This is a genomic window from Sphingomonas sp. BRN-1R, assembly GCF_057748035.1.
In genome coordinates, this window is record NZ_CM173236.1 from 1,112,880 (window position 1) to 1,132,016 (window position 19,137).

The window sequence follows — 19,137 nt, forward strand, 5'->3', positions numbered from 1 at the left end:
AATAGGAATAGCATATATATCATATAAAAGTGTTCGAGGTGGATTTGATACGACTTGGGCTGATTGGCATCGGCAAGATCGCACGCGATCAGCACCTGCCAGCGATCGCGAACGACCCACGTATCGTGCTCGCCGCGACGGCGAGTCCGCACGACGCGCTGGAGGGGATACCGGCATACCGGAGCATCGAGCATCTGCTGGAAGGGCACCCCGGTCTCGATGCGGTATCCTTGTGCACGCCCGCTGGCGGCCGACACGATCAGGCGGCGGCTGCGATCGCGGCGGGGCTGCACGTCATGCTCGAGAAACCGCCGACCGCGACCTTGTGCGAGATCGCCGATCTCAAGGCCCGCGCCGAGGCGCGGGGCGTTACGCTGTTCACGACATGGCATTCGCGTGAGGCGGCGGGAGTGGTGCCGGCGCGTGCCTGGCTGGCCGACAAGCGGATCGACGCAGTCCGCATCGTCTGGAAGGAGGACATCCGCCGCTGGCATCCGGGGCAAGAGTGGATTCTCGCACGCGGCGGCTTCGGCGTCTTCGATCCCGGCATCAACGCGCTTTCGATCGCCACCTGTCTGCTGCCGCACGCCTTGCTGCTCGACGCGGCGTGGATGGACGTGCCGGAAGGACGCGGTGCGCCGATCGCGGCAGGCCTGACAATGCGCAGTGGCGGCGCGAGCGTGACGGCGGAGTTCGATTTCCTGCAAACCGGGCCGCAAAGCTGGGACATCGAGGTCGATACCGACGCTGGCATGATGCGCCTGTCGATAGGCGGCAGCATCCTGCACGTACCGGGTCAGGAGCCGCAAGAATCCGCCGATCGGGAGTACAGCCGCTTGTATGCGCGCTTCGCAGATCTGGTGGAGGCGGGGCGAAGCGAGGTCGACGTTCGACCGCTGAAGATCGTCGCCGACGCGTTTCTGTTGGCGGATCGCCGCACGGTGGCGCCATTCTCGTTCTGAGCGCATCGTGCACAGGACGATCTCCATTCCTCAACCTTGAAGGCCCGTTCGCGATGATGAAGACGGCATGTGGTCTGCTCGCGGCGGTGGCGCTGAGCGCTGCTGTGGGTGCGGCTGATCGGACCGGCAGCTATGTGGCGCTCGGCAGCTCCTACGCCGCCGGTGTCGGTCTCGGGCCGGTGCTGGACGCGTCGCCGGCGGTTTGCGGGCGGACGTCTCAGGGGTATCCGCAGCGTGTCGCGCGCGATCTCGGCTTCAGGCTGATCGATGCATCCTGCGGTGGCGCAACCGTCGCGCAGATCGTGACGGCCGGGCAGGGCGGCCTGCCGCCGCAGATCGAGTCGGTGCGCGGAGATGCGGCGCTCGTCACCATCACCGCAGGCGGCAACGACGTCGATTACGTCGGCGGCATGATGCGCGCTGCCTCGCCGCGGGGCGGGGAGCGGGAAGCCGTCCGATCGCCCGGGGAGCGGCCGTACGCGGCGTTACGCGCAAACCTGCAAGCGTTGTTCCGTCAGATCCGGCTGCGCGCGCCGCATGCGCGCATCGTCGTCGTCACCTATCCGACGGTGCTGCCACGCCGGGGCACCTGCGCCGCCCTGCGCCTGGACGCGGCGCAGGTCGCGCTGTTCCGCGACGTTGCGGATCGTCTCGCCGCCGTCACGCGCGACACGGCGGGGGAGGCCGGGGCGGACATCGTCGACATTGCGGCGACCTCCGATGGTCATGACGTATGCAGCGCCGAACCCTGGACGAATGGTGCGGCACCTGTCTCGGGCGCGCCGTTCCACCCGAATGCCGCCGGCGCCGCGGCGACCGCGCGCGCCGTGGAGGCGCTGCTCCGGATGTCGCCAGCCCGGCGACGGTGACGCAGCCTCAGCGGCGAGGGCCTGCGCATGTCGAGGCGGGCGGGCGCGAAAGCGGTGGCGGGCCATCCGTCATCCGCACCGGCATGATCCGGCCATCGCGTGTGTAGCGGATCGCGTCGATCGCGACCTCGCGGTTGCCCCGGTACGGCCCTGGCCCCGGCGTGCGCTCCCAGCGATGATAGGCTATGAACCAACTGCCGTCGCGCGGATTGCGGACGAAGGCATGGTGTCCCGGCCCTTGATGCGTCGCATCCGACTGGAGGATGGCACCCCGGTAGGTCCACGGCCCGGTCGGGCTCGTGGCGGTCGCATAGTGAACGGAATAATCGGGGCCATCGTAATGGCCGTGGCTGTACGAGAGGTAATACACGCCGCTTCGGACGTGGACGAAGGCGCCTTCGGTGAAGTTCGGCGGCGTCGCGACCGGAACTTCATGCGCAATCTCGGTCATGTCCGGCTTCAGCGTGAAGACGCGCAGCGTCGCACCGGCGCTGCCGCCCGCATAAAGATAAGGGATGCCGTTCTTCGGGTCGATAAAGACCATCGGGTCGATCGCCTCGAACCCGTTGCCGCCGGTGAGCAGCGGCCTGCCGCTGTCGTGGAATGGCCCGTCCGGACGATCGCTCACCGCGACGCCGATCCGGCTCGGCGTCGGGTTCTGCGGCCCGACGGCGTAATACAGATAGTAGCGACCGCGCGCCGCAGTCAGGCTTGGTGCCCACAGCCCGTGGTTATGCGCGCCGTCCGATGCGATCCACGGGACGTGCGCCATGTCCAGCAGAGGTGCCGAGCGCGTCCAGTGCCGGAGGTCGCGCGATTGATAGGCGTAGAAGCGGTCTGCCGCGGCTGCGTTGGTGGGATAGATCCACCACCGGCCGCACAGCGCGACCATGTCGGGGTCGGCCCCCGCGAACAGCGGATTGCGCGTGGCTGGCGCGCTTCCGGCGAGAGCGGCGGCGGCCGCGATCAGGAAAAGAAACCGCATCGCACCCTTCCGAAAAGCGGCCGGGAGCGCGAAGCTCCCGGCCAGTTGGGGATCAAAAGCGGATACGCGCGCCGATCGAGTAGCTGCTGTCGTCGAAGCGGATGTCGTGCGGATTGAGCCCGTAGTAATAATAGCTCTGATACGTCGAGCGGGTGATGTTGGTGCCATCCGCCGTCAGCGTGAGGTGCGCGTTGACATCGTAGTTCAGGCTGAAGTCGAGCCGCCCGTTGGGCCGCACCCCGTTCAGGAACACCGTCTGGCTGGCCGGACGCAGGTTGACCGAGGTGGTGTTGTCGCCATCGTAGTAATGCGAGCGGTGCGTGTACACCAGCCGCCCCGAGATACCGTACTTCTCGTAGATCAGGCCCGCGTTGTAATTGTACTTCGACACGCCGAGAAGCTGGTAGCCGAACAGCGGATCGCTCGCGGTCGTCACCTTGCTGTCGGCGAGCGTGTAGTTGCCGAACGCTCCGAAGCCCGCCAGCGGTCCGGGCAGGAAGTCGAAGAACACCTGCGCCGACGCCTCGATACCGCGCAGACGTGCCTTGCCAAGGTTGCGCGGCGTCTGGATCAGGTAGTTGATGCCGCCAATGCTGGTGAGGACGCCTTCGGTGATGACGCGATCGGAGATGTTCTTCTGATACACGCCGACCGAAATGGTGTTCGACTTGCCGAAATAATATTCCGCGATCGCGTCGAACTCGTCCGCCTTTTGCGGCTTCAGGTCCGGATTGCCCTGCGATCCGCCATTCTGGATGTTGGCGTTGGTCGACACGGCATAGTTCAGCCCGGGGTTGAGCGAGCCGAAGTCGGGCCGCGACAGCGTCTTGGCATAGCTGGCGCGCACTTGCAGCCCGCCGCCGAGCTTCAGGCGGGCGCTGGCGTTGGGCAGAACGTCGGTGTCGCTGGTGCTGCGCGTAACGGGGACCAGTGTGGTCGTGCCGCCGGGGTTGGTCACCGTGCCCGTGCCGGCGATGGTACGGTCGGTACGCGTCACGCGGACGCCGAACAGGCCATCGAGCGCAAGCGCGCCGCCCAGCGGGATGTCGTACTTGCCCTGCACATAGCCGGCATAGGTCCGCTCGCGCGCGCGGAAGCTGCGCGCCGGATCATAGGGCTGGTCGCCCGTCGGCACCTTGAAGATCGTGCGCAGACGATCCTCGACCGCTTCGTCGAGCAGCACGTCGGTGCCTGGCTGGAGCCAGGGTGTGCCGCCGTAGATGCGCGGCACGCCCGGCACCGGCTGGAGGAAGTTGGCGGGCAGGCCCTGACCGTCGATCGACGTGGCATAGCCGCCCCCGGGCGCTGCCGGATTGACCACCACTTCCTGATACTGGCCGATCCGGCTCGCCGCACGCGCGCCGAACTGGATCTGCTTCAGGATGCCGCCGACATCATACTGGCCATCGAGCTTGATCGCGGCGAGCGTGCCGGTCGACTTCAGCCGATCGTCGTCGAGGCCGTTGGTGAAGAACCAGCCGCCGGGCTGGCTCAGCTCGTTGCCCGGGGCGGTGAAGTTGACGGCACCGTCGTCGTTGGTGGTGATGTTCACCGCCGACAGGCGCTTGCCGATGTCGATGATGAACGTCTTGCTGTAGTATGTCGACTTCTCATACGATCCGTCGAGGTTGAGGTGCAGCGGGCCGTGATCGTATTTGATGCCGCCGCCGAAGATATAGTCGTCCGTGCTCTGCTTGTGTGCCTGGTTGCTGGTGAAGCCGTTACCGTTGTTGGCGGTGTACGACGTCACGTTGCAGAGCTTCTCGACCTGCGACGTATCTGCCCCGGACGGATTGAAGCCCGCGCCGTTGACGTTGTAGGTGTTGCAGTTGCTGTCCTTTTGCACGTTCGTGAGCGAGCTGCCCGAGAACGCGTCGTTGATGATGAACGCGGTGGACGAGGTGTTGCGGTATCCCGCCCACAGCCCGTCGGCATAGACCTGAAGGTCGGGCGAAGCCTGCCACTGGATCGAGCCGTTGATCTGCGGGCGCGAGTAGGTGCCGAACTGGTTGAGACCGCCGACCCCGGTCGGCAGCAGGCCGCCGGCCGCGCCGCCCGTCGTGCCACCCGGGCCATGGTTGCCCGAGCGCATCAGATCGTCGAACGCGACCGGGCGATCGAAGTCGGTGCGGGCGTACGAGCCGCTCAACAGCACGCCGATCTCGCCGATGCCGGTGTCGAAGCGATCGGAAAGCAGCAGGCTGGCGGCGGGGTAGGACTTGTTCAGGTTGGTCGACAGCGTGTTGCGGACCGATCCTGCAAGAACGAAGCCCTTGAAGTCGAACGGGCGGTGCAAATCCATGTTGATGACGCCGGCAACGCCGCCCTCGATCATGTTCGCGCTGTTGTTCTTGTAAACCTGCGCGGCGGCCAGCGCCTCGGCCGGGATATCCTGGAACGAAAAGCCGCGGCCGTCGCCGGTGAACACCTCGCGACCGTTCAACGTGGTGAGAATGTCGCCGAGCCCGCGAACCAGCGGATTGGTGATCTCGTTATTGTCGCCCACCACGACCTGTACGCCGGGCACGCGCTGTAGCGCGGAGGCGACGGTCGGATCGGGGAATTTGCCGATATCCTGCGCGACGATGGCGTCGACGATCTGATCGGAATTGCGCTTGATGTCCTGCGCGGCCTTCAGGCTGCTGCGAATGCCGGTGACGATGATGTCCTGAGCGGCGGGATCCGCGCCGAGCGAACCCTGATCCGTCGCAGCCTGTGTGCCGGTGGCCGCCGTATCCGGTGCTTGTTGCGCCTGCGCTGCCGCGCTGCTCAGGAGCACCGCCATAGCGGATGCCGAGCACAACAGGATATTTTTCACGATATTCCTCCCTTGGGCACGCCCCTGCGCACCGTTCTTTCTTGCAGCCACCCGGCTGAATGTGGTCGCATTTATAAGACTAATCCGTGGACCACCAGAGGTTTGTTAAAAAATGTTTCTGAATTGTCGGCGTTGGCGGGAGGCGCGGGTCGCCATGATCGCGCTCTACCGCCAGCACCGCGAGATTGGTCGGGGTGCGGCACAGCCGCTGTACCGCAAACGATCGGCGTGTAGCCGGCCGAACGCCGGCGAGGGCTCGCGACGGTCGAAAGTTGGGAAGGGTCCCGAGCGCCCCTCCCGGCATCATCATGCGCTGCACCGGTCAGGGCGCCAGAGCAAGCAAGACGCGGCGAGGGCGTGTGAACGTGCAAGGTCGGCGCTGGAGCCGTGGCGCTGATGATCGCGGAAACGCGATCAACGCGCTTGCTCGATCCTTAGGCGACGCCGGTGGGTGACGGCGCGCGAAGCGCTGGCACTGCCGCGTCAGGCTGAGACCTCGGTGTCGCGGTTCGTCCAAAGACCAAGTGGCGGAGCGGGAGGGATTCGAACTGATCGGCTAAGCGGCTAATTTGCCGTACTTCTCGTTGAACCTTTTTCCCGCGATACCTCGGAATATACCTCGTCGATTTTCCTCTGAAAACCGTCACTTGGCGGCTCAGTTCGACTGCGTGCACCGTATTCGAACCTACAATACAAAGCAAGGTTTCCGCGGCAGCTGAACGACCGCCGTTAAAGCCTGAGGCTAGTGAATATGTCTAACGGGCCAGTCTCTCGATCGGCGCTGCCCGTCGCTCCGCCATGTACTGCGCCGGCGGGGTGCCGAACACCTTCTAAACATCGTAACGAAGTTCGGGACGCTCTCATACCCAAGATCGGCCGCCACGCGCTGCATCGGCGTGCCGTCGGCGAGCCACTGCACCGCGAGGACCACGCTTAACTGCTGCCGCCAGCGGCCGAAGCTCGTGCCAGTTTCTTGGTTCATCACGAGCGGGTGCATGACAAGCTGCCGCATTTCCGCCGCGCGCGTCAGCAGGCCGCCAAAACGTTTGGTCCGCTCGCCGTAGAACGCGCCCTGACATGTGGGCGTTGCGGCGAAGCGGGGTTCAAGATCCGCTTCGATGGTGGCCAGGACGCCAGGATCGACCGCCCTCCCGAACGTGCACCACCCATCGCGCGCGAGCAGGCCCAGCGCGCGTGGCACGACGTGTACGGTCTTCAACTCCGGATAACCAAGCTCTTCGACGATAGCGGCGTACCGATGCTTTCGGGAAGCGATGAAAGCGGGTCGTGGGAGGTTCCTGGCTTTGCGCTCCATCAGGAGTTTGACCAACTCGCCCGCGCCGGTGTGCCGCCCCTGCACATTCTGCAGATGACAACCATCAACGGGGCGCGGTTTTTCGGCTGGCCGGACTTCGGAAGAGTCATGCCTGGAGCGCCGGCTGACCTCGTCCTGCTCGATGCAAACCCGCTGGCGTCCGCGAACAACCTTCACCGGATTGCTGGTGTGATGAGGGCGGGGTATTTCTACCCCAGAGCCGATCTCGATGCGATGCTTTGCGACGTCGCGAAGCACGATGGCCGTTTCGTTCAACCGAGTAAATGACGTCCATTCGCGGAGCTGATCGAGAGACCTGGTGGACAGCCCGTCTATGCGGCCCGGTCACGAGCGTAACGTCGAGGCGGGTGGCCAACATGTCGGGTGAATGCTGCTGTGAATGCGCTAGCGGAACTATACCCAAGCTGGTCGGCGATTTCAGCGATGCTTTGGGCACCTTCCTGCAGCATCCGCTTCGCCAGCACCATTCGCCACGCTAGCAGATATTCCATTGGCGTTCGGCCGAGTGCGTCGCGGAAGCGCTGATAGAACGCAGATCGCGAGAGCGATGCAGTCTGTGCCAGAGCTTCGACGGTCCATTCCTTGCCGGGCACAGCATGGATCGCCCGGATACAGGTGGCGAGACGTCGGTCTGCGAGGCCGCGCATCAGTCCAGGCGATTCCGATAGGCCCTCCGATGACCTAACCGCTTCAATGAAGAGGGCTTCCAGTAAGCGTTCCAGCATGACGTCGCGTGCTGGTCTCCGGGCAAGAGCTTCGTCGCTCACAAGTGTTACGAGGGTTTTAAGTCGCTCTTCCCCGCGAATGTGGATCACGCTCGGCAGGAGCGAGGCCAGAAGGGGCGCGTCAGGGGCGCCGAACTCACAATTCCCGACCAGCAGGCGAACCTCGGGCGGGCTTCCCACCTCGCCATGGCGAATTTCGCCATCGGGCATGGTATTGGGGGGTGAAGTCAGCTCCCCTATCGCTGGCGGGACTGCGCTCGATATCTCGAAGCTATGACCGGAAGGCGCGAGGAGAAAATCGCCTTCGCTGATAGTCCGCTCTTTTCCCTGCCCGTCGCTCAGAAGACATTGGCCGTCTATGACGATGCAGAAGTAAGGGTGTTCGGAAGCTGGCCGTCGGAATCGCCACCGGCCGGCGCCGCCGACCCTTTTTGAATAGGGTGCCGTAGGGCGCAAAAGCGAGACGATTTGGGCAAGCGGATCGCTCAAATGTGGGATCTTTGCGAAAGAAAAGCGGCATTCCTGTCTATAAAGTCCGTTAAGGCCTGTCCATGCCGCTTATGGTGACGCATTAGCCGACGCGGCGCGAAATGGGATCGCAAATGGTCCTCGCTTGTGTGCCGTGTCGCCGTTTTCTGGACTGGCGCGAAAGAAATGCGGACAAACTCGTCATAGAATCCTGCCCCTCTCGACTATCCTGTGGAGGCATTTTAAGGACAGGAGGTCTGATGTCGAAGTACCGGATGACGAAGTCGTGGTGGCCTGCGTTGTTTCGCGGTGGGGCGCTGCTCGGACTTGTTGCTGCTGGCGGAATGGCAAATGGACAAGGCCCGCAGCCGCAAGGCGGCACCAAGGCTGGAGCAGCTCAGGTCGTCAAGGATGCGGATTATATCCCGGTGCCGGAAGCGGTTCCGATTGTTACCGCGATGCCCGTCACGATGGATGTCCCGGGACGGCCCGTGGCGTTGCAGATGAAAGTCTCTGCGCCGGCAACGGGCAGCAAGCTGCCTGTAATCCTCCTCTCGCACGGCTTGGGTCATTCGAATTTCCTGTCATCGATGCACGGCTACGCGCCGCTCGCAGACTTCTACGCATCGCATGGGTTCGTCGTGATCCAGCCGACGCACATCGATTCGAAGACATTGCAGCTTCCTCCGGACAGCCCGGCCATGGCGGCGTCCTGGCGATCCCGGGTCCTCGACATGCGCTTCATCCTCGATCACCTCGACGAGATCGCCCGCGCGGTTCCAGGACTGAAAGGTCGCATCGACACCGGACATGTGGCCGCGGTTGGCCATTCTGCAGGTGGTCACACCGTTCAGTTGCTCGCGGGCATGCGTCCCACGGACCCTGGGACAGGCAAGGAAGTCGATTTGACCGACCGACGCGTCCGGGCTGTCGTGATGATTGGCGCGCCCGGTGGGGACAAAGATCTCGGGCCGGCGATCGCGAAGGGCTTCCCCATCGCGAGGAAGGTGAATTTCTCGACGATGACGGCTCCAGCGTTGGTGGTTGCGGGGGACCAGGACGTCAATCCGATGTTCTCGCCGCGTCTGACTTGGAGAGCGGATGCCTATCCACTGAGCCCTGGTCCCAAATGCCTGCTCACGCTTTATGGTGCCAAGCACTCCTATGGCGGTGTCGCTCAGTATGACGCGGCGGAAACGACCGACGAAAGCCCGGAGCGCGTTTCGGTTCTCGAGCGGCTTTCGTGGGCCTATCTTCGAACACAGCTCTATCCGGACGACCCAGCATGGCGGACCGCTTCGTCCGCATTTGCTGAGCGCGCCAATCCGCTCGGCAAGATCCAGTGCAAGTGATCAGGGAGATGGGCATGTCGTCAAAGCGCACTGTCATCGTCACTGGCGGTAATGCCGGCCTCGGTTTCGAAACCGCACGCGAGATCGCGCGCAATTCCGCCTTGTCGATCGTCATCGCCTGTCGCAATCCAATGTCCGGTCAGACGGCGGTGGAGCAGCTCGAACAGGCAGGCGGCACTGCCAAACTTCTTCCTCTCGACCTCGCCGACCAGGCCTCGATCCGGCGCTTCGCGGATCTTTTCTGGGCGGCGGATCTGCCGCCGTTACATGCGATCATCTGCAATGCAGGGATGCAGAACGTCGGAAAACCTGAGACGACGGCAGAAGGTTTTGAAACGACCTTTGCAGTCAATCATCTCGGCCACTATCTGCTGGTTCGCCTGCTGCTGCCAGACCTCCAGCGTGATGGACGGATCACATTTGTGTCAAGCGGCACTCACGATCCAAAGGCCAAAACTAAGATTCCACCGCCTGTGTATGTCAGTGCGGAAGCGGCGGCGCACGATTTCATCGAGGGTCGCTCGAACGGGCTGCGGCGGTATGCCCTTTCCAAGCTCTGCAATCTGCTGTGCGCTTATGAACTGCAACGGCTGCTGCAATCATCGGATGATGAACGGCTGGCGTCGATCAAGGTGAACACGCTCAATCCGGGCATGATGCCGGGAACAGGGCTTGCGCGTACCTGGCCAAGGTTCTTCCAGCTCATGGGCCGGTTCGTTCTGCCTCTTTTGGAGAAGGATGTGCAATCGCCGGTGCAATCGGCTCGGCGGCTGGTCTCTTTGACGTTGAGTTCAGAAGCTGCTCCCGGCGGCCGCTACATGTCCGGTGGTGCCTTCATCGCCTCCTCAAGCGATTCCTACAGGGAGGATTTTCAGCGCGAGCTTTGGACATCGATCGCGCATATGACCGGACTATCGAGCGATCTCTTGGATGCCGCCGGAAGCGGTCAGAACGCCGGCTAGTGAAAGTCGTGACTCCGGATGGGCAGGATTTTCTCCTGCCCAGGCGCTTGCCCAAACGGCGGCTAAGTCAGCGTCCGCCCTCGAGAAATGCCGGGATCACGGGGGGTCCGGGCCGCCGCCATGGCTCGCACCATCGCCGCGACCGGGTGCGACTGCGAAATCGGTGCGCCCGGTCGAGCGCAGCATGTCGTCATGGTTGGTGATGCGGTCGCAGATGACGTGGATGACCTCGCCCTCTTTCTGCAGGCGGCCGCGCATCGCAATCATTGACGACGAAATGACCTGGTGCCGGCAGATCTCGAACCGGTCGGGCCAGAGGATGCCGTTGGCGATCCCGGTCTCGTCCTCGATCGTGATGAACAGAACACCCCGCACCGAGCCGGCCGCTGGCGGACGAGGATGACGCCGGCGACCTCGATGTTGCGGCCGTCGCGGATCGTGGCGAGATCGGCGCAGCGCACGATGCCCATGGCGTCGAGCTGTGGGCGCAGGAAGCTGACCGGATGGCCGCGCCGTGAGAGCTGCAGCGACCGATAGTCTTCGACCACTCATACGGATATTGGTACTGGATCTCGCCAAGATCGAAGGTGCAGGCGTGCGCGATATCGGCGCTGGCTTGGATCGCGTCCGGGAAGGCCGCGAACCGGCGCTCCATCTCCGCCGGCGACTTCAGATGCCGGTCCATGAACCGCTCACGCTTATAGCCGAGCGCGTCGACCGTGGTCCGCTCGCGGACCACGGTGACGACATCCTGCAGCGGCCGCGCCTCGGGGCTGTGATAGAGGACGTCGCCCGTCGCCACCGCGCGCACGCCGCGCTCGGCCGCCAGAGCGGCAAGCGCATGCAGCCGCATCGCATCGTGGGGCCGGCGGCGCAGCGACAGCGCGCAATAGCCGCGCGCGCCGAAAGCGGCGGCGACGTCGGTGAGCTGCGCGGCGGTCGTATCGTCGGGAAGATCGGCCAACAGGATGGCGATCAGCCCATCGGCATGGTTCACGACATCGGCCCAATCGAGCAGGCAGCGGCCCTTACCGCCGCGCGTCTTGCCGATCGACAGGAGCCGGGTCAGTCGGCTCCAGGCAGGGCGATCGGTCGGATAGAGCAAAAGCGCATGGCCTTCGGCCGTCGCGATGCGGGCGCCGGCGATCATGCGGACCTCGGTCGCCTTCTGACCGGCCCATCCGCGCACGACGCCGGCGACCGATCCCCAATCGGCGAGGCCGAGCGCGCGATGGCCGAGCAGGCTCGCGGCGGCGAACAGTTCCTCGGGCGCACTCGCGCCGCGCAGGAATGAGAAATGGCTCATCACCTGCAGTTCGACATAGGTGGTCATCAGCCGAACATCCCATGGATGCGCCAACTGAGATCGCCCGTCTCGGGCTCGACGCCGTCGCCGCGCCGGAACAGCCAGAAGCGCTCGCCGGTGTCGACCTCCACCCGGAAATAGTCGCGGACCGCCCACAGTTCCTTGTTGGTCCGCCACCATTCGCCATGGACGCGCTCGGGACCGTCGCCCGCGACGACGCGATAGAGCCGGCCGCGCCACTGGAAGCGCCGGGGCGGATGGTCGGGCAGCAAGGCGACGACATGGCTAAGCCGCTCGGGTGGCCGCAGGACGCGGACCGGCCGCTTCCACAGCGGCCAATCAGCCGGCGCGGCGAGCGGGTCGACGCGCCGCACCGCGCGTTCGGGCACGTCGCCTTCGTTCGGCGCCATGCGGAAGACGGCGGCATCGCCGGCCCGGCCCACAAGCTGATCGATTGCCGGCGCGAGATCCGGCGCACTATCGCCCGGCGCCACCAGCGAGCCGAAGGCGCTGGCGCCGAGTAGCTCGCTGTGCGGCACGATCAGATGCACTGCCTCGATGCCGAGGCCCGGTTCGACCCGGTCGAGCTTCAGTGCGAACATGCGCTTCAGATGCTTGGCGTCGCGAGTGGCACGGCTCGCGCCTATGGCGATGCGCTGGGCGGCGCCATCGACCCGATCGGCGATCAACGTCGCGTTGCGCCCGCCAAGGCCGCACTGCTGGAGCATGACGATCAGGTCGTCGACCAGATCGCCGATGACCTGAGTGATGCTCTCCGGCGTGCCGATCGGTTCGAGCAGCCGCCGGGTCACCTCGGGCGCCTCGAACGGCACGACGGGCACCACCGGCTCGGCGACATGGCCCAAAGTCTGGTTGAGCCGAGTCACGGTCGCCAGACCGAGCCGGCGGGCGAGCGGACCGCGCGCGATGCGGAGGAGATCGCCGATCCGTTCCAGCCCGAACCGCGCCGCCGAGATCAGCGCCTCGTCGCCAAGGCGCAGCGCGGCGACGGGCAATTTGATGAGCGCGTCCGCCTCGCGGCCGGCCTCGAGACAGAGGGCCTGCCTCCCACCGTAGCGAGCGAGCGCATGGGCAGCGCCCGGCGTGCCGGCAACGGCGATGCGGCCGGTGAAGCCGAGCCGCGAGAGAAAGTGCAGCACCCTGCTGCAGAAATGGTCTTCACCGCCGAACAGATGCATGGTCCCGGTGAGATCGAGCCACAGGCCATCGGCGCCATAGGGACAGGTGATGGGGGTCCAATGCGCGACGGCGTGCAGCGCCAGACGATCGAGCCAGGCGCGGTCGGCGTCGGGCGTGGCATCGCGCACGTCAAGATCGGCGACCAGCGCCCGTGCATGGGCGGCGGTCATGCCCGGCCCAAGGCCCAGCGCAAGCGCGGCCGGACACGCCGACGCGATGACCTCGCGCTGGCCGATCCGTTCGATCAGCACGGTCGGCCGGTCCCATCCTGGCATTGGCATGCGTATCGGCGGCGCGCCCCGCGCGCTCTCGTCGGGGGGCATCGCCTTGAAGGGATGATCGGCATGCTTCGACCGTCGGCCCATCTCGCGCATGGCGGGGCGCTGATGCGCGGGAAGCTGTGCGACCTGATCGGCGATCTGCGCCTTGGTCAGACTACCGTCGCGCACCCAGCGTGCCCCAGGCCGCCAACCGCCGCAATCGCTCGATCGGCAGTTGCGGCAGGTAGAGCGAGGCGACCCTGTGCATCGCACGCCTCCAGCACGAGAGAGAAGGATGGCCCGTTGCGCTGGCGGGCCAGCTCCACGGTCCAGCAGCCGCGTCCGACGCCCGGCGCCGGCAGCGGCACGAGGGCGCACAGCCGATGCGCCAACGTGTCATGGCGGCCGACGGGCGCTCCAGCGGATCGCGCTTGGCTCGCGCCCAGCGCCGCAGGAGCAGCATCGGGGTGCGGCCATCAGCGGCGGCGAGCTGGAGCCGGCGGGTTGCGGCCTGGTCAAGCAGCTTGGCGCTATCCTTCACCTCGGCGACGACGCCGCGAAGCTGCCTAAACGCAGCGCATCCTCGGCGAGCGCCAGTGCCATGATATCGTCCTTACCCTCCAGATAGAGGAGCTGCTTGAACCGAAGGCCACCTTGCGGAACCCCCGGCGCATAGAGATCGAAATGGTCAGCGCCCAAGCAGCCTGTGCGCCGGGGCTGCTGGCGAAGCGCGCCGCGAGACCCGTGACAAACACCGATGCTGCAGCATCGTCGCCCAGCGTCGGCGAGGCCGCGGCAATGTCATGCAATCCGCCGCCATCTATACCGCCTGCGGCGAGCTGCCGATCAAGCGACTCGATGCCGAACGGCAGCACAGGCGCTCCCGTGGCAGCGACGCTTCCTACCGTGGCGCGCATCTCGTCGAGCGTGCGCGCACGGGGGACATCGGCAGAAACGGGATCGGGTAACATAGCGGGAATCGGCTCATATGTTCCTTATATGTTTTCTTCTAGTGTTTCGAGCGTCAAGGGCGTTGCGATGGTCATCTGCGCAGTCTCGCCGGGCGCGCCAAACGGCTGTCCTCGGACAAACGCCTCCATCATTGCGACCGTAATGTCCGTAAGGCCTTCGGCTACCATCTCGGCCTGAAAGCGCAGAAGCGCATCCACCATTTTCGACATATTGAAATGAGGGGCGACGAACTTCATCCAAAGTTCGAGTTCGCGGACGCTCGTTACGCCGTCGCGGTTGAGAAGCTTTGCCACACCGAGAATAAATTCCGCGAGCTTGGGTTCGATCACATCCTCGGGGATTGTCCAGTGCGGCTGGTCATTCAGACAATCAGTGTAAAACGCGAGCTGCTTGATGGTATCCAGCATGGCCGTGTGCTCGCCATCAATGTCTGCTGCGGCGCGTACCTGCAAAAGGGTCCGTGCGCCCTCTGCAGCTAGAGCGGTTTTCGTCGGGGCTGAGTCGTTGGGGATTCACACGGCACCCGTTTTCTGATTCACGATCCGTGCTGGCGAAGGAGGCCGGGATGGATGGGTCGAGCGTTATCGCGTGATCTTCGGGATCGTGTCATCGCTGCTGTCGAAAGCGGGGTGTCTTGCCGGCAGGCGGCAGAGCGGTTCGGCGTCAGCGCGGCAAGCGCGATCCGCTGGCGACAGCTGGTGCTCGCTCATGGCACGCCGGCGGCCAAGCCGCAGGGCGGTGATCGCCGAAGTCCCAAGATTGAGGACCATGCCGCCTTCATTCTGGAGGCGATCGAGCAGCAGCCGGATCCGACGCTGGCAGAGCTTCGTGGGATGCTGGCCGAGCGTGGCGTGAGCGTCAGCATCGCCACGCTCTGGCGCTTCTTCGCCCGCCACGGGATCACGCGCAAAAAAAGACCGGCCACGCGACGGAGCAAGATCGTCCCGACGTCCTGAAGCGTCGCGAGGAGTGGTTCGAGGGCCAGCTCGATCTCGACCCCGACAAGCTGGTCTTCATCGACGAGACCTGGGCGTCTACCAACATGGCGCGGCGCCATGGTCGCTGCCGGCGGGGCCAGCGCTTGCGCGCCGGCATCCCCTTCGGACATTGGAAGACCACGACCTTCGTCGCCGGCCTGCGCCGCACGGGCATGGTAGCACCCTGGGTGCTCGACGGACCAATGAACGCCGATGCGTTCCTCACCTACGTCACGCGCGTGCTCGTGCCGGAACTCGGCCGCGGTGACGTGGTCGTGATGGACAACCTGTCGAGCCACAAGGCGCCGGCCGTGCGAGCCGCCATCGAAAGCGTTGGCGCAACGCTCCTCTTCCTCCCGCCCTACAGCCCAGACTTCAACCCGATCGAGCAGGCCTTCTCCAAGCTGAAGGCGCACCTGCGAAAAGCGGCCGAGCGGACCGTCCATGGCCTATGGAACGCCATCGGTCGCATCCTCGATCTCTACTCGCCCCAGGAATGTGCCAACTACTTCGCCGCCTGCGGCTACGATGCAGACTGATCGAAAACCGCTCTAGGCTGTGTTGACATAGTGGATTCCCAAACGGCGTGCTCTCTGATTCAAGACTGCCTTTTGGAGGCGGCATTGGGTTGAGGAGACGTGTCTGACGAGGAATGGTCCGTCACTGGAATACTGCTGCCTCGGAACGCGGCCGCAAAGCGCGTTCATCGCACGACAATCGCCGGTTTCTGAACGGCATGCTGCATGTGTTGCGCGTTGGCTGCCCTGGCGTGACATGCATGAGCGCTACGGGAAGTGGAACTCGGTCTACGTCCGCTTCCGGCGTTGGGCCGAGCAGGGTGTATGGGATGCCATGCTCGCCACCCGCTACGACAAAACCGCCTTGTCCTTCCTCGGCTTTCTCTCACTCGCGGCCGCCAAGCTCCGGCTAACCGACTATGTCAACAAGTCCTAAGCGCGCTTACACTGCGGAAGGCGCGATTGCTGCGAGCGCAGCGACATAGGTTGGCATCCCGCAACGACGACAAGGCGCAATCACATGGCGAACCGCACGCCGAACATAAAGCTGCGACCGTACTGACGCAGCTCCTCAGCAAGTTCCGTTCCTGATCGCAGCATGTAGGTTTGATCAACCTCGTCGGTAAGATTGAGTGCGTCGACGGTGAATGAAACGTGGTCGTTCAAGTTGTACGATAGAGACGCATCGAGGTTGAGCGTGCCCTTGGTTGCGAGCAAATCGATGTTATACGGTCCGGGAACTTGCCGGACGTAATTGTCTCGATAGGCGGCCGAGATGCGTGTTGAGAGGTTTTTATCCTCATAATACAAGGTGGCATTATAGGCGTTTTTGGACAGACCAATCAACGCGGCGTCAGTTGTCTGGCCAGTTGTCGCATTTACGATATAGTTAATGTTGGAGTCAACGTACGTATAGTTTAGCAGGATGCCGAGTCTATTCAGGAAACTTGGCAAGAAGCGCAGCGGCTGTTGGTAATTGACCTCAAAGCCTTTAAGCTTCCCCCCAGGAGTGTTCACTGGTTGCGAAAAGGTGAAGCTGTCAGTTGCAGCGACGCCGGTGCCTGCCAATACGCTGTCGGGAAGGCCCGCAGTGTTGAACGGACGGATCGCAGTCAGCGTCTGAATGTAGGTGCCGATGTCTTTGTAGAAGCCGGCAACCGACAACAGCGATTGCGGAGCGAAATACCACTCGATCGCTATGTCTGCCGTCTTGGCCCGGATCGGATCGAGGAGTGGATTGCCCGATGTCACGGTGCGCGCGCCGCCCGAGACGTTGACAGAGCCGCCTGGTGTCAGGCTTCCCAATGCTGGGCGCGTGATAACCTTCGCCGCGCTCAGTCGTAATAAAAGCTTGTCAGTTAGGTCGACGGCGAGGTTGGCCGCCGGCAGCGCGTTGTCATAGGTGCGTTCGATGGTGATCTGTTGATAACCGCTACCTACGTTGGAATATCCGGTCGATGCTTGCCGCGTGTGAACAAAGCGGATGCCAGCGTCACCATTAACGTGAACGCCAAATATTTCGCCTTTAAAATCAATTTGGCCGTAAACGCTGCGATCTTGTTCCAGCACGGAGCGGATGTCGCCGCGTGCAGAGGCATTCTCTGCGCCTTGCAACTGGAAAAAGCCGGTGTTGCTATAGATGCCGTAAATTGAAGCGAACTTGTTGATGTCGGGTGACAGCCAGGTCGTGGGCGATCCGCCGGTGTCGAGATATCGAATGCAATCGCAAACGGTGGTCAGATCGGCAACGCTGTGCCCGCCGGGGATTTGAGCGAAATTGCGCTCTGTCGCCATCCGATAGCCCTTGCTGTCGAACGAGAAACGCTTGAACTGCACGCCCGCCTTAAACTTCAGCCCATCGAGCACATCATAGCTAAGGTCGACCTGGCCGGTGCGGAACTTGTTGGTGACATCAATCGGGCGCAGCCGGATCTCTGGTCCTTGGTTCTGACCAGTGGCGAGCCCTGCTGAGCCGGGAACCGTCCCTGCGCCCGGATTCACAAGCGGCCCGATATACCAATTCGCCGGGTTTGCCACGTCGAAGCCATAAGACAGGGTTGGGTGATAGGGATCTTTTCGATAGTCAAACGAATAGCCGCTTGAATTTAGTCGGTCCATTTGGACTGTCGTGTCGAAATTATTGAGGACAGACTGAGACAGGCCGCCATAAAGCCTCACGTGCAGTCGCTCCCCGATATCCTGTTTCAACTCGGCATTGTACTGCTGAAACTTGGTTGGATTGGTGGTGATGTAATCCTCGGCACGCAGATCGGTGCCGTTGAATCTGCCGTACAGAAGCAGGTTGTTGCTGATCGAACCATCCGTGAGCGTCATTTCCGGCTTGCCGCCTTGCGAGGCTGCGCGACTGATGGAGATCGCCTCAAGATACTGCTCGCGGCGGTCATTGTTGAGCCGCGCATACATCGCGTCGAACGTCAGCAGCGTGCTCGGGGTCGCTTGGAACTGCACAGAGCCGGTAAGACCCAGCCGTTTCTCGTTGAGCAGCGTCAGGGCATAACGTGGGAAGCGCGGCGTGTAGAGGGCGGGAGAGTTAAGCGAGGCGGTAGTTATGCCAGGTGCGGTTGATCCACCGAAGCCGCCATTGTCGCTGCCGAAATCCCACTGCCCGGAGCTTGAACCCTCAAGTCGCGTGTGGCGCTCGGAATAGGCGGCTGACACAAGCAGGCCAAGCCGCCCATCTAGGAAGCGATCGCTGAACAGAAGCGCTCCGCGCGGATCGAGCCGCTGGCGCATGTCCGTATATTGGCCTTGCGCAGAGACGGCGAATTTTGCGCCTTTGTAATCAAACGGTCTTGAGCTTCTAAGATCCACGGTTGCGCCAAGCGAGCCTTCGTCGACCTCGGCTGAGGGAGTTTTGCGGACGGCGATGCTGCTGAACAACTCCGAGGCGAACACGTTAAAGTCAAAGCCGCGTCCGCGATTGATGCCGCCTACTGCACCAACGGTCGTAGCGATTGCTTCCATTCCATTAAGTCGAACGCGTGTGAAGTCAGCACCCAGACCACGCACGGATATCTGGCGTCCTTCACCGCCGTCACGCGCGATCGACACACCCGGAATGCGCTGCACCGATTCAGCCAGATTATTGTCTGGAAATTTTGCAATATCTTCGGCGACGATGACATCTATAGACGCAGAGCTGTCGCGTTTCTGGTCGAGCGCGCGTGCCAAGCTGCTGCGAAATCCGGTCACGACGATATCGTCGGGCTGGATTTTGCTGCCCGGCTCTGATGGCACGCTTGATGCCGGGCTTGGCGTGGTCTGAGCAGCCACGATTGTGGGCGTGGCCATGATCGCAACCGCCGCGGTCACAGCAAGGCGGGAGGTGCCCGCATGCAAAATGTTCACTTTCCCAGTCATCCTACCCTCCTGCTTCTGCTTTTGTCTACCGACGATCATACAAACG

Annotated in this window: 15 protein-coding genes and 2 pseudogenes; 7 read left to right on the top strand and 10 right to left on the bottom strand. The window is 63.5% G+C overall.

Going from position 1 to position 19,137, the window contains the following annotated elements; genetic code table 11:
• Window positions 1-38: 38 nt before the first annotated feature.
• Together AC3ANX_RS05065 and AC3ANX_RS05070 are read left to right on the top strand one after the other, a co-directional pair.
• A complete protein-coding gene (locus tag AC3ANX_RS05065; protein WP_488335935.1) occupies window positions 39-962 on the top strand; it encodes a Gfo/Idh/MocA family protein in 924 nt (307 codons plus the stop codon).
• 86 nt (window positions 963-1,048) lie between these two features.
• The gene (locus AC3ANX_RS05070; protein ID WP_488335936.1) at window positions 1,049-1,831 is read left to right on the top strand and encodes an SGNH/GDSL hydrolase family protein; all 783 of its coding nucleotides are present in this window, start codon (window positions 1,049-1,051) and stop codon (window positions 1,829-1,831) included.
• Between the two features lie 7 nt (window positions 1,832-1,838).
• On the opposite strand, the gene AC3ANX_RS05075 is transcribed toward AC3ANX_RS05070, so the two are convergent.
• The 3 genes from AC3ANX_RS05075 to AC3ANX_RS05085 form a co-directional block, all read right to left on the bottom strand.
• Window positions 1,839-2,816, bottom strand: coding sequence for a family 43 glycosylhydrolase (locus AC3ANX_RS05075; protein ID WP_488335937.1), 978 nt, complete (start codon window positions 2,814-2,816; stop codon window positions 1,839-1,841).
• Window positions 2,817-2,868: 52 nt separating this feature from the next.
• Window positions 2,869-5,634, bottom strand: coding sequence for a TonB-dependent receptor (locus AC3ANX_RS05080; protein ID WP_488335938.1), 2,766 nt, complete (start codon window positions 5,632-5,634; stop codon window positions 2,869-2,871).
• A 742-nt stretch (window positions 5,635-6,376) separates the two neighbouring features.
• The gene (locus AC3ANX_RS05085) at window positions 6,377-6,949 is read right to left on the bottom strand and encodes a helix-turn-helix domain-containing protein (protein WP_488335939.1); all 573 of its coding nucleotides are present in this window, start codon (window positions 6,947-6,949) and stop codon (window positions 6,377-6,379) included.
• Between AC3ANX_RS05085 and AC3ANX_RS05090 the strand changes: the two genes are divergently transcribed.
• Window positions 6,893-7,237 (top strand): amidohydrolase family protein, encoded by a 345-nt coding sequence (locus AC3ANX_RS05090; protein WP_488335940.1) that lies wholly within the window; start codon window positions 6,893-6,895, stop codon window positions 7,235-7,237. The genes AC3ANX_RS05085 and AC3ANX_RS05090 overlap by 57 nt on opposite strands.
• A gap of 44 nt (window positions 7,238-7,281) precedes the next feature.
• Here the strand turns inward: AC3ANX_RS05090 and AC3ANX_RS05095 are convergent, their stop codons facing one another.
• Window positions 7,282-8,184, bottom strand: a complete 903-nt coding sequence (locus tag AC3ANX_RS05095; protein ID WP_488335941.1) for an AraC family transcriptional regulator — start codon at window positions 8,182-8,184, stop codon at window positions 7,282-7,284.
• Window positions 8,185-8,423: 239 nt separating this feature from the next.
• Here AC3ANX_RS05095 and AC3ANX_RS05100 point away from each other — a divergent pair, with 239 nt between their 5' ends.
• Together AC3ANX_RS05100 and AC3ANX_RS05105 are read left to right on the top strand one after the other, a co-directional pair.
• Window positions 8,424-9,515 (top strand): alpha/beta hydrolase family protein, encoded by a 1,092-nt coding sequence (locus AC3ANX_RS05100; RefSeq protein ID WP_488335942.1) that lies wholly within the window; start codon window positions 8,424-8,426, stop codon window positions 9,513-9,515.
• 14 nt (window positions 9,516-9,529) lie between these two features.
• Window positions 9,530-10,477, top strand: a complete 948-nt coding sequence (locus tag AC3ANX_RS05105) for an SDR family NAD(P)-dependent oxidoreductase (protein WP_488335943.1) — start codon at window positions 9,530-9,532, stop codon at window positions 10,475-10,477.
• A 96-nt stretch (window positions 10,478-10,573) separates the two neighbouring features.
• Here AC3ANX_RS05105 and AC3ANX_RS05110 read toward each other — a convergent pair whose 3' ends face one another.
• From AC3ANX_RS05110 to AC3ANX_RS05130, 5 genes and pseudogenes are all read right to left on the bottom strand, one after another.
• Complete coding sequence (locus tag AC3ANX_RS05110; RefSeq protein ID WP_488336890.1) at window positions 10,574-11,029, bottom strand: OB-fold nucleic acid binding domain-containing protein; 456 nt, start codon at window positions 11,027-11,029, stop codon at window positions 10,574-10,576.
• A pseudogene (locus AC3ANX_RS05115) lies at window positions 11,025-11,810 on the bottom strand (PHP domain-containing protein); the annotation flags it as partial. The pseudogene AC3ANX_RS05115 and the gene AC3ANX_RS05110, both read right to left, overlap by 5 nt.
• On the bottom strand, window positions 11,810-13,432 hold the full coding sequence (locus AC3ANX_RS05120) for a DUF6504 family protein (RefSeq protein ID WP_488335944.1): 1,623 nt from the start codon (window positions 13,430-13,432) through the stop codon (window positions 11,810-11,812). The pseudogene AC3ANX_RS05115 and the gene AC3ANX_RS05120, both read right to left, overlap by 1 nt.
• A gap of 377 nt (window positions 13,433-13,809) precedes the next feature.
• Window positions 13,810-14,214, bottom strand: a complete 405-nt coding sequence (locus AC3ANX_RS05125) for a hypothetical protein (protein WP_488335945.1) — start codon at window positions 14,212-14,214, stop codon at window positions 13,810-13,812.
• Window positions 14,215-14,238: 24 nt separating this feature from the next.
• On the bottom strand, window positions 14,239-14,667 hold the full coding sequence (locus tag AC3ANX_RS05130; protein ID WP_488335946.1) for an AbiV family abortive infection protein: 429 nt from the start codon (window positions 14,665-14,667) through the stop codon (window positions 14,239-14,241).
• A 117-nt stretch (window positions 14,668-14,784) separates the two neighbouring features.
• Here AC3ANX_RS05130 and AC3ANX_RS05135 point away from each other — a divergent pair.
• Window positions 14,785-15,731 (top strand): IS630 family transposase gene (locus AC3ANX_RS05135; protein WP_488334225.1). Its coding sequence is split into 2 segments (ribosomal slippage): window positions 14,785-15,121 and window positions 15,121-15,731, totalling 948 coding nucleotides; the frame shifts between segments, so codons are not numbered across the junction.
• A gap of 99 nt (window positions 15,732-15,830) precedes the next feature.
• Window positions 15,831-16,065: pseudogene (locus AC3ANX_RS05140) on the top strand (transposase); the annotation flags it as partial.
• A gap of 161 nt (window positions 16,066-16,226) precedes the next feature.
• On the opposite strand, the gene AC3ANX_RS05145 reads toward AC3ANX_RS05140, so the two are convergent.
• A complete protein-coding gene (locus AC3ANX_RS05145; protein ID WP_488335947.1) occupies window positions 16,227-19,091 on the bottom strand; it encodes a TonB-dependent receptor in 2,865 nt (954 codons plus the stop codon).
• Window positions 19,092-19,137: the final 46 nt, after the last annotated feature.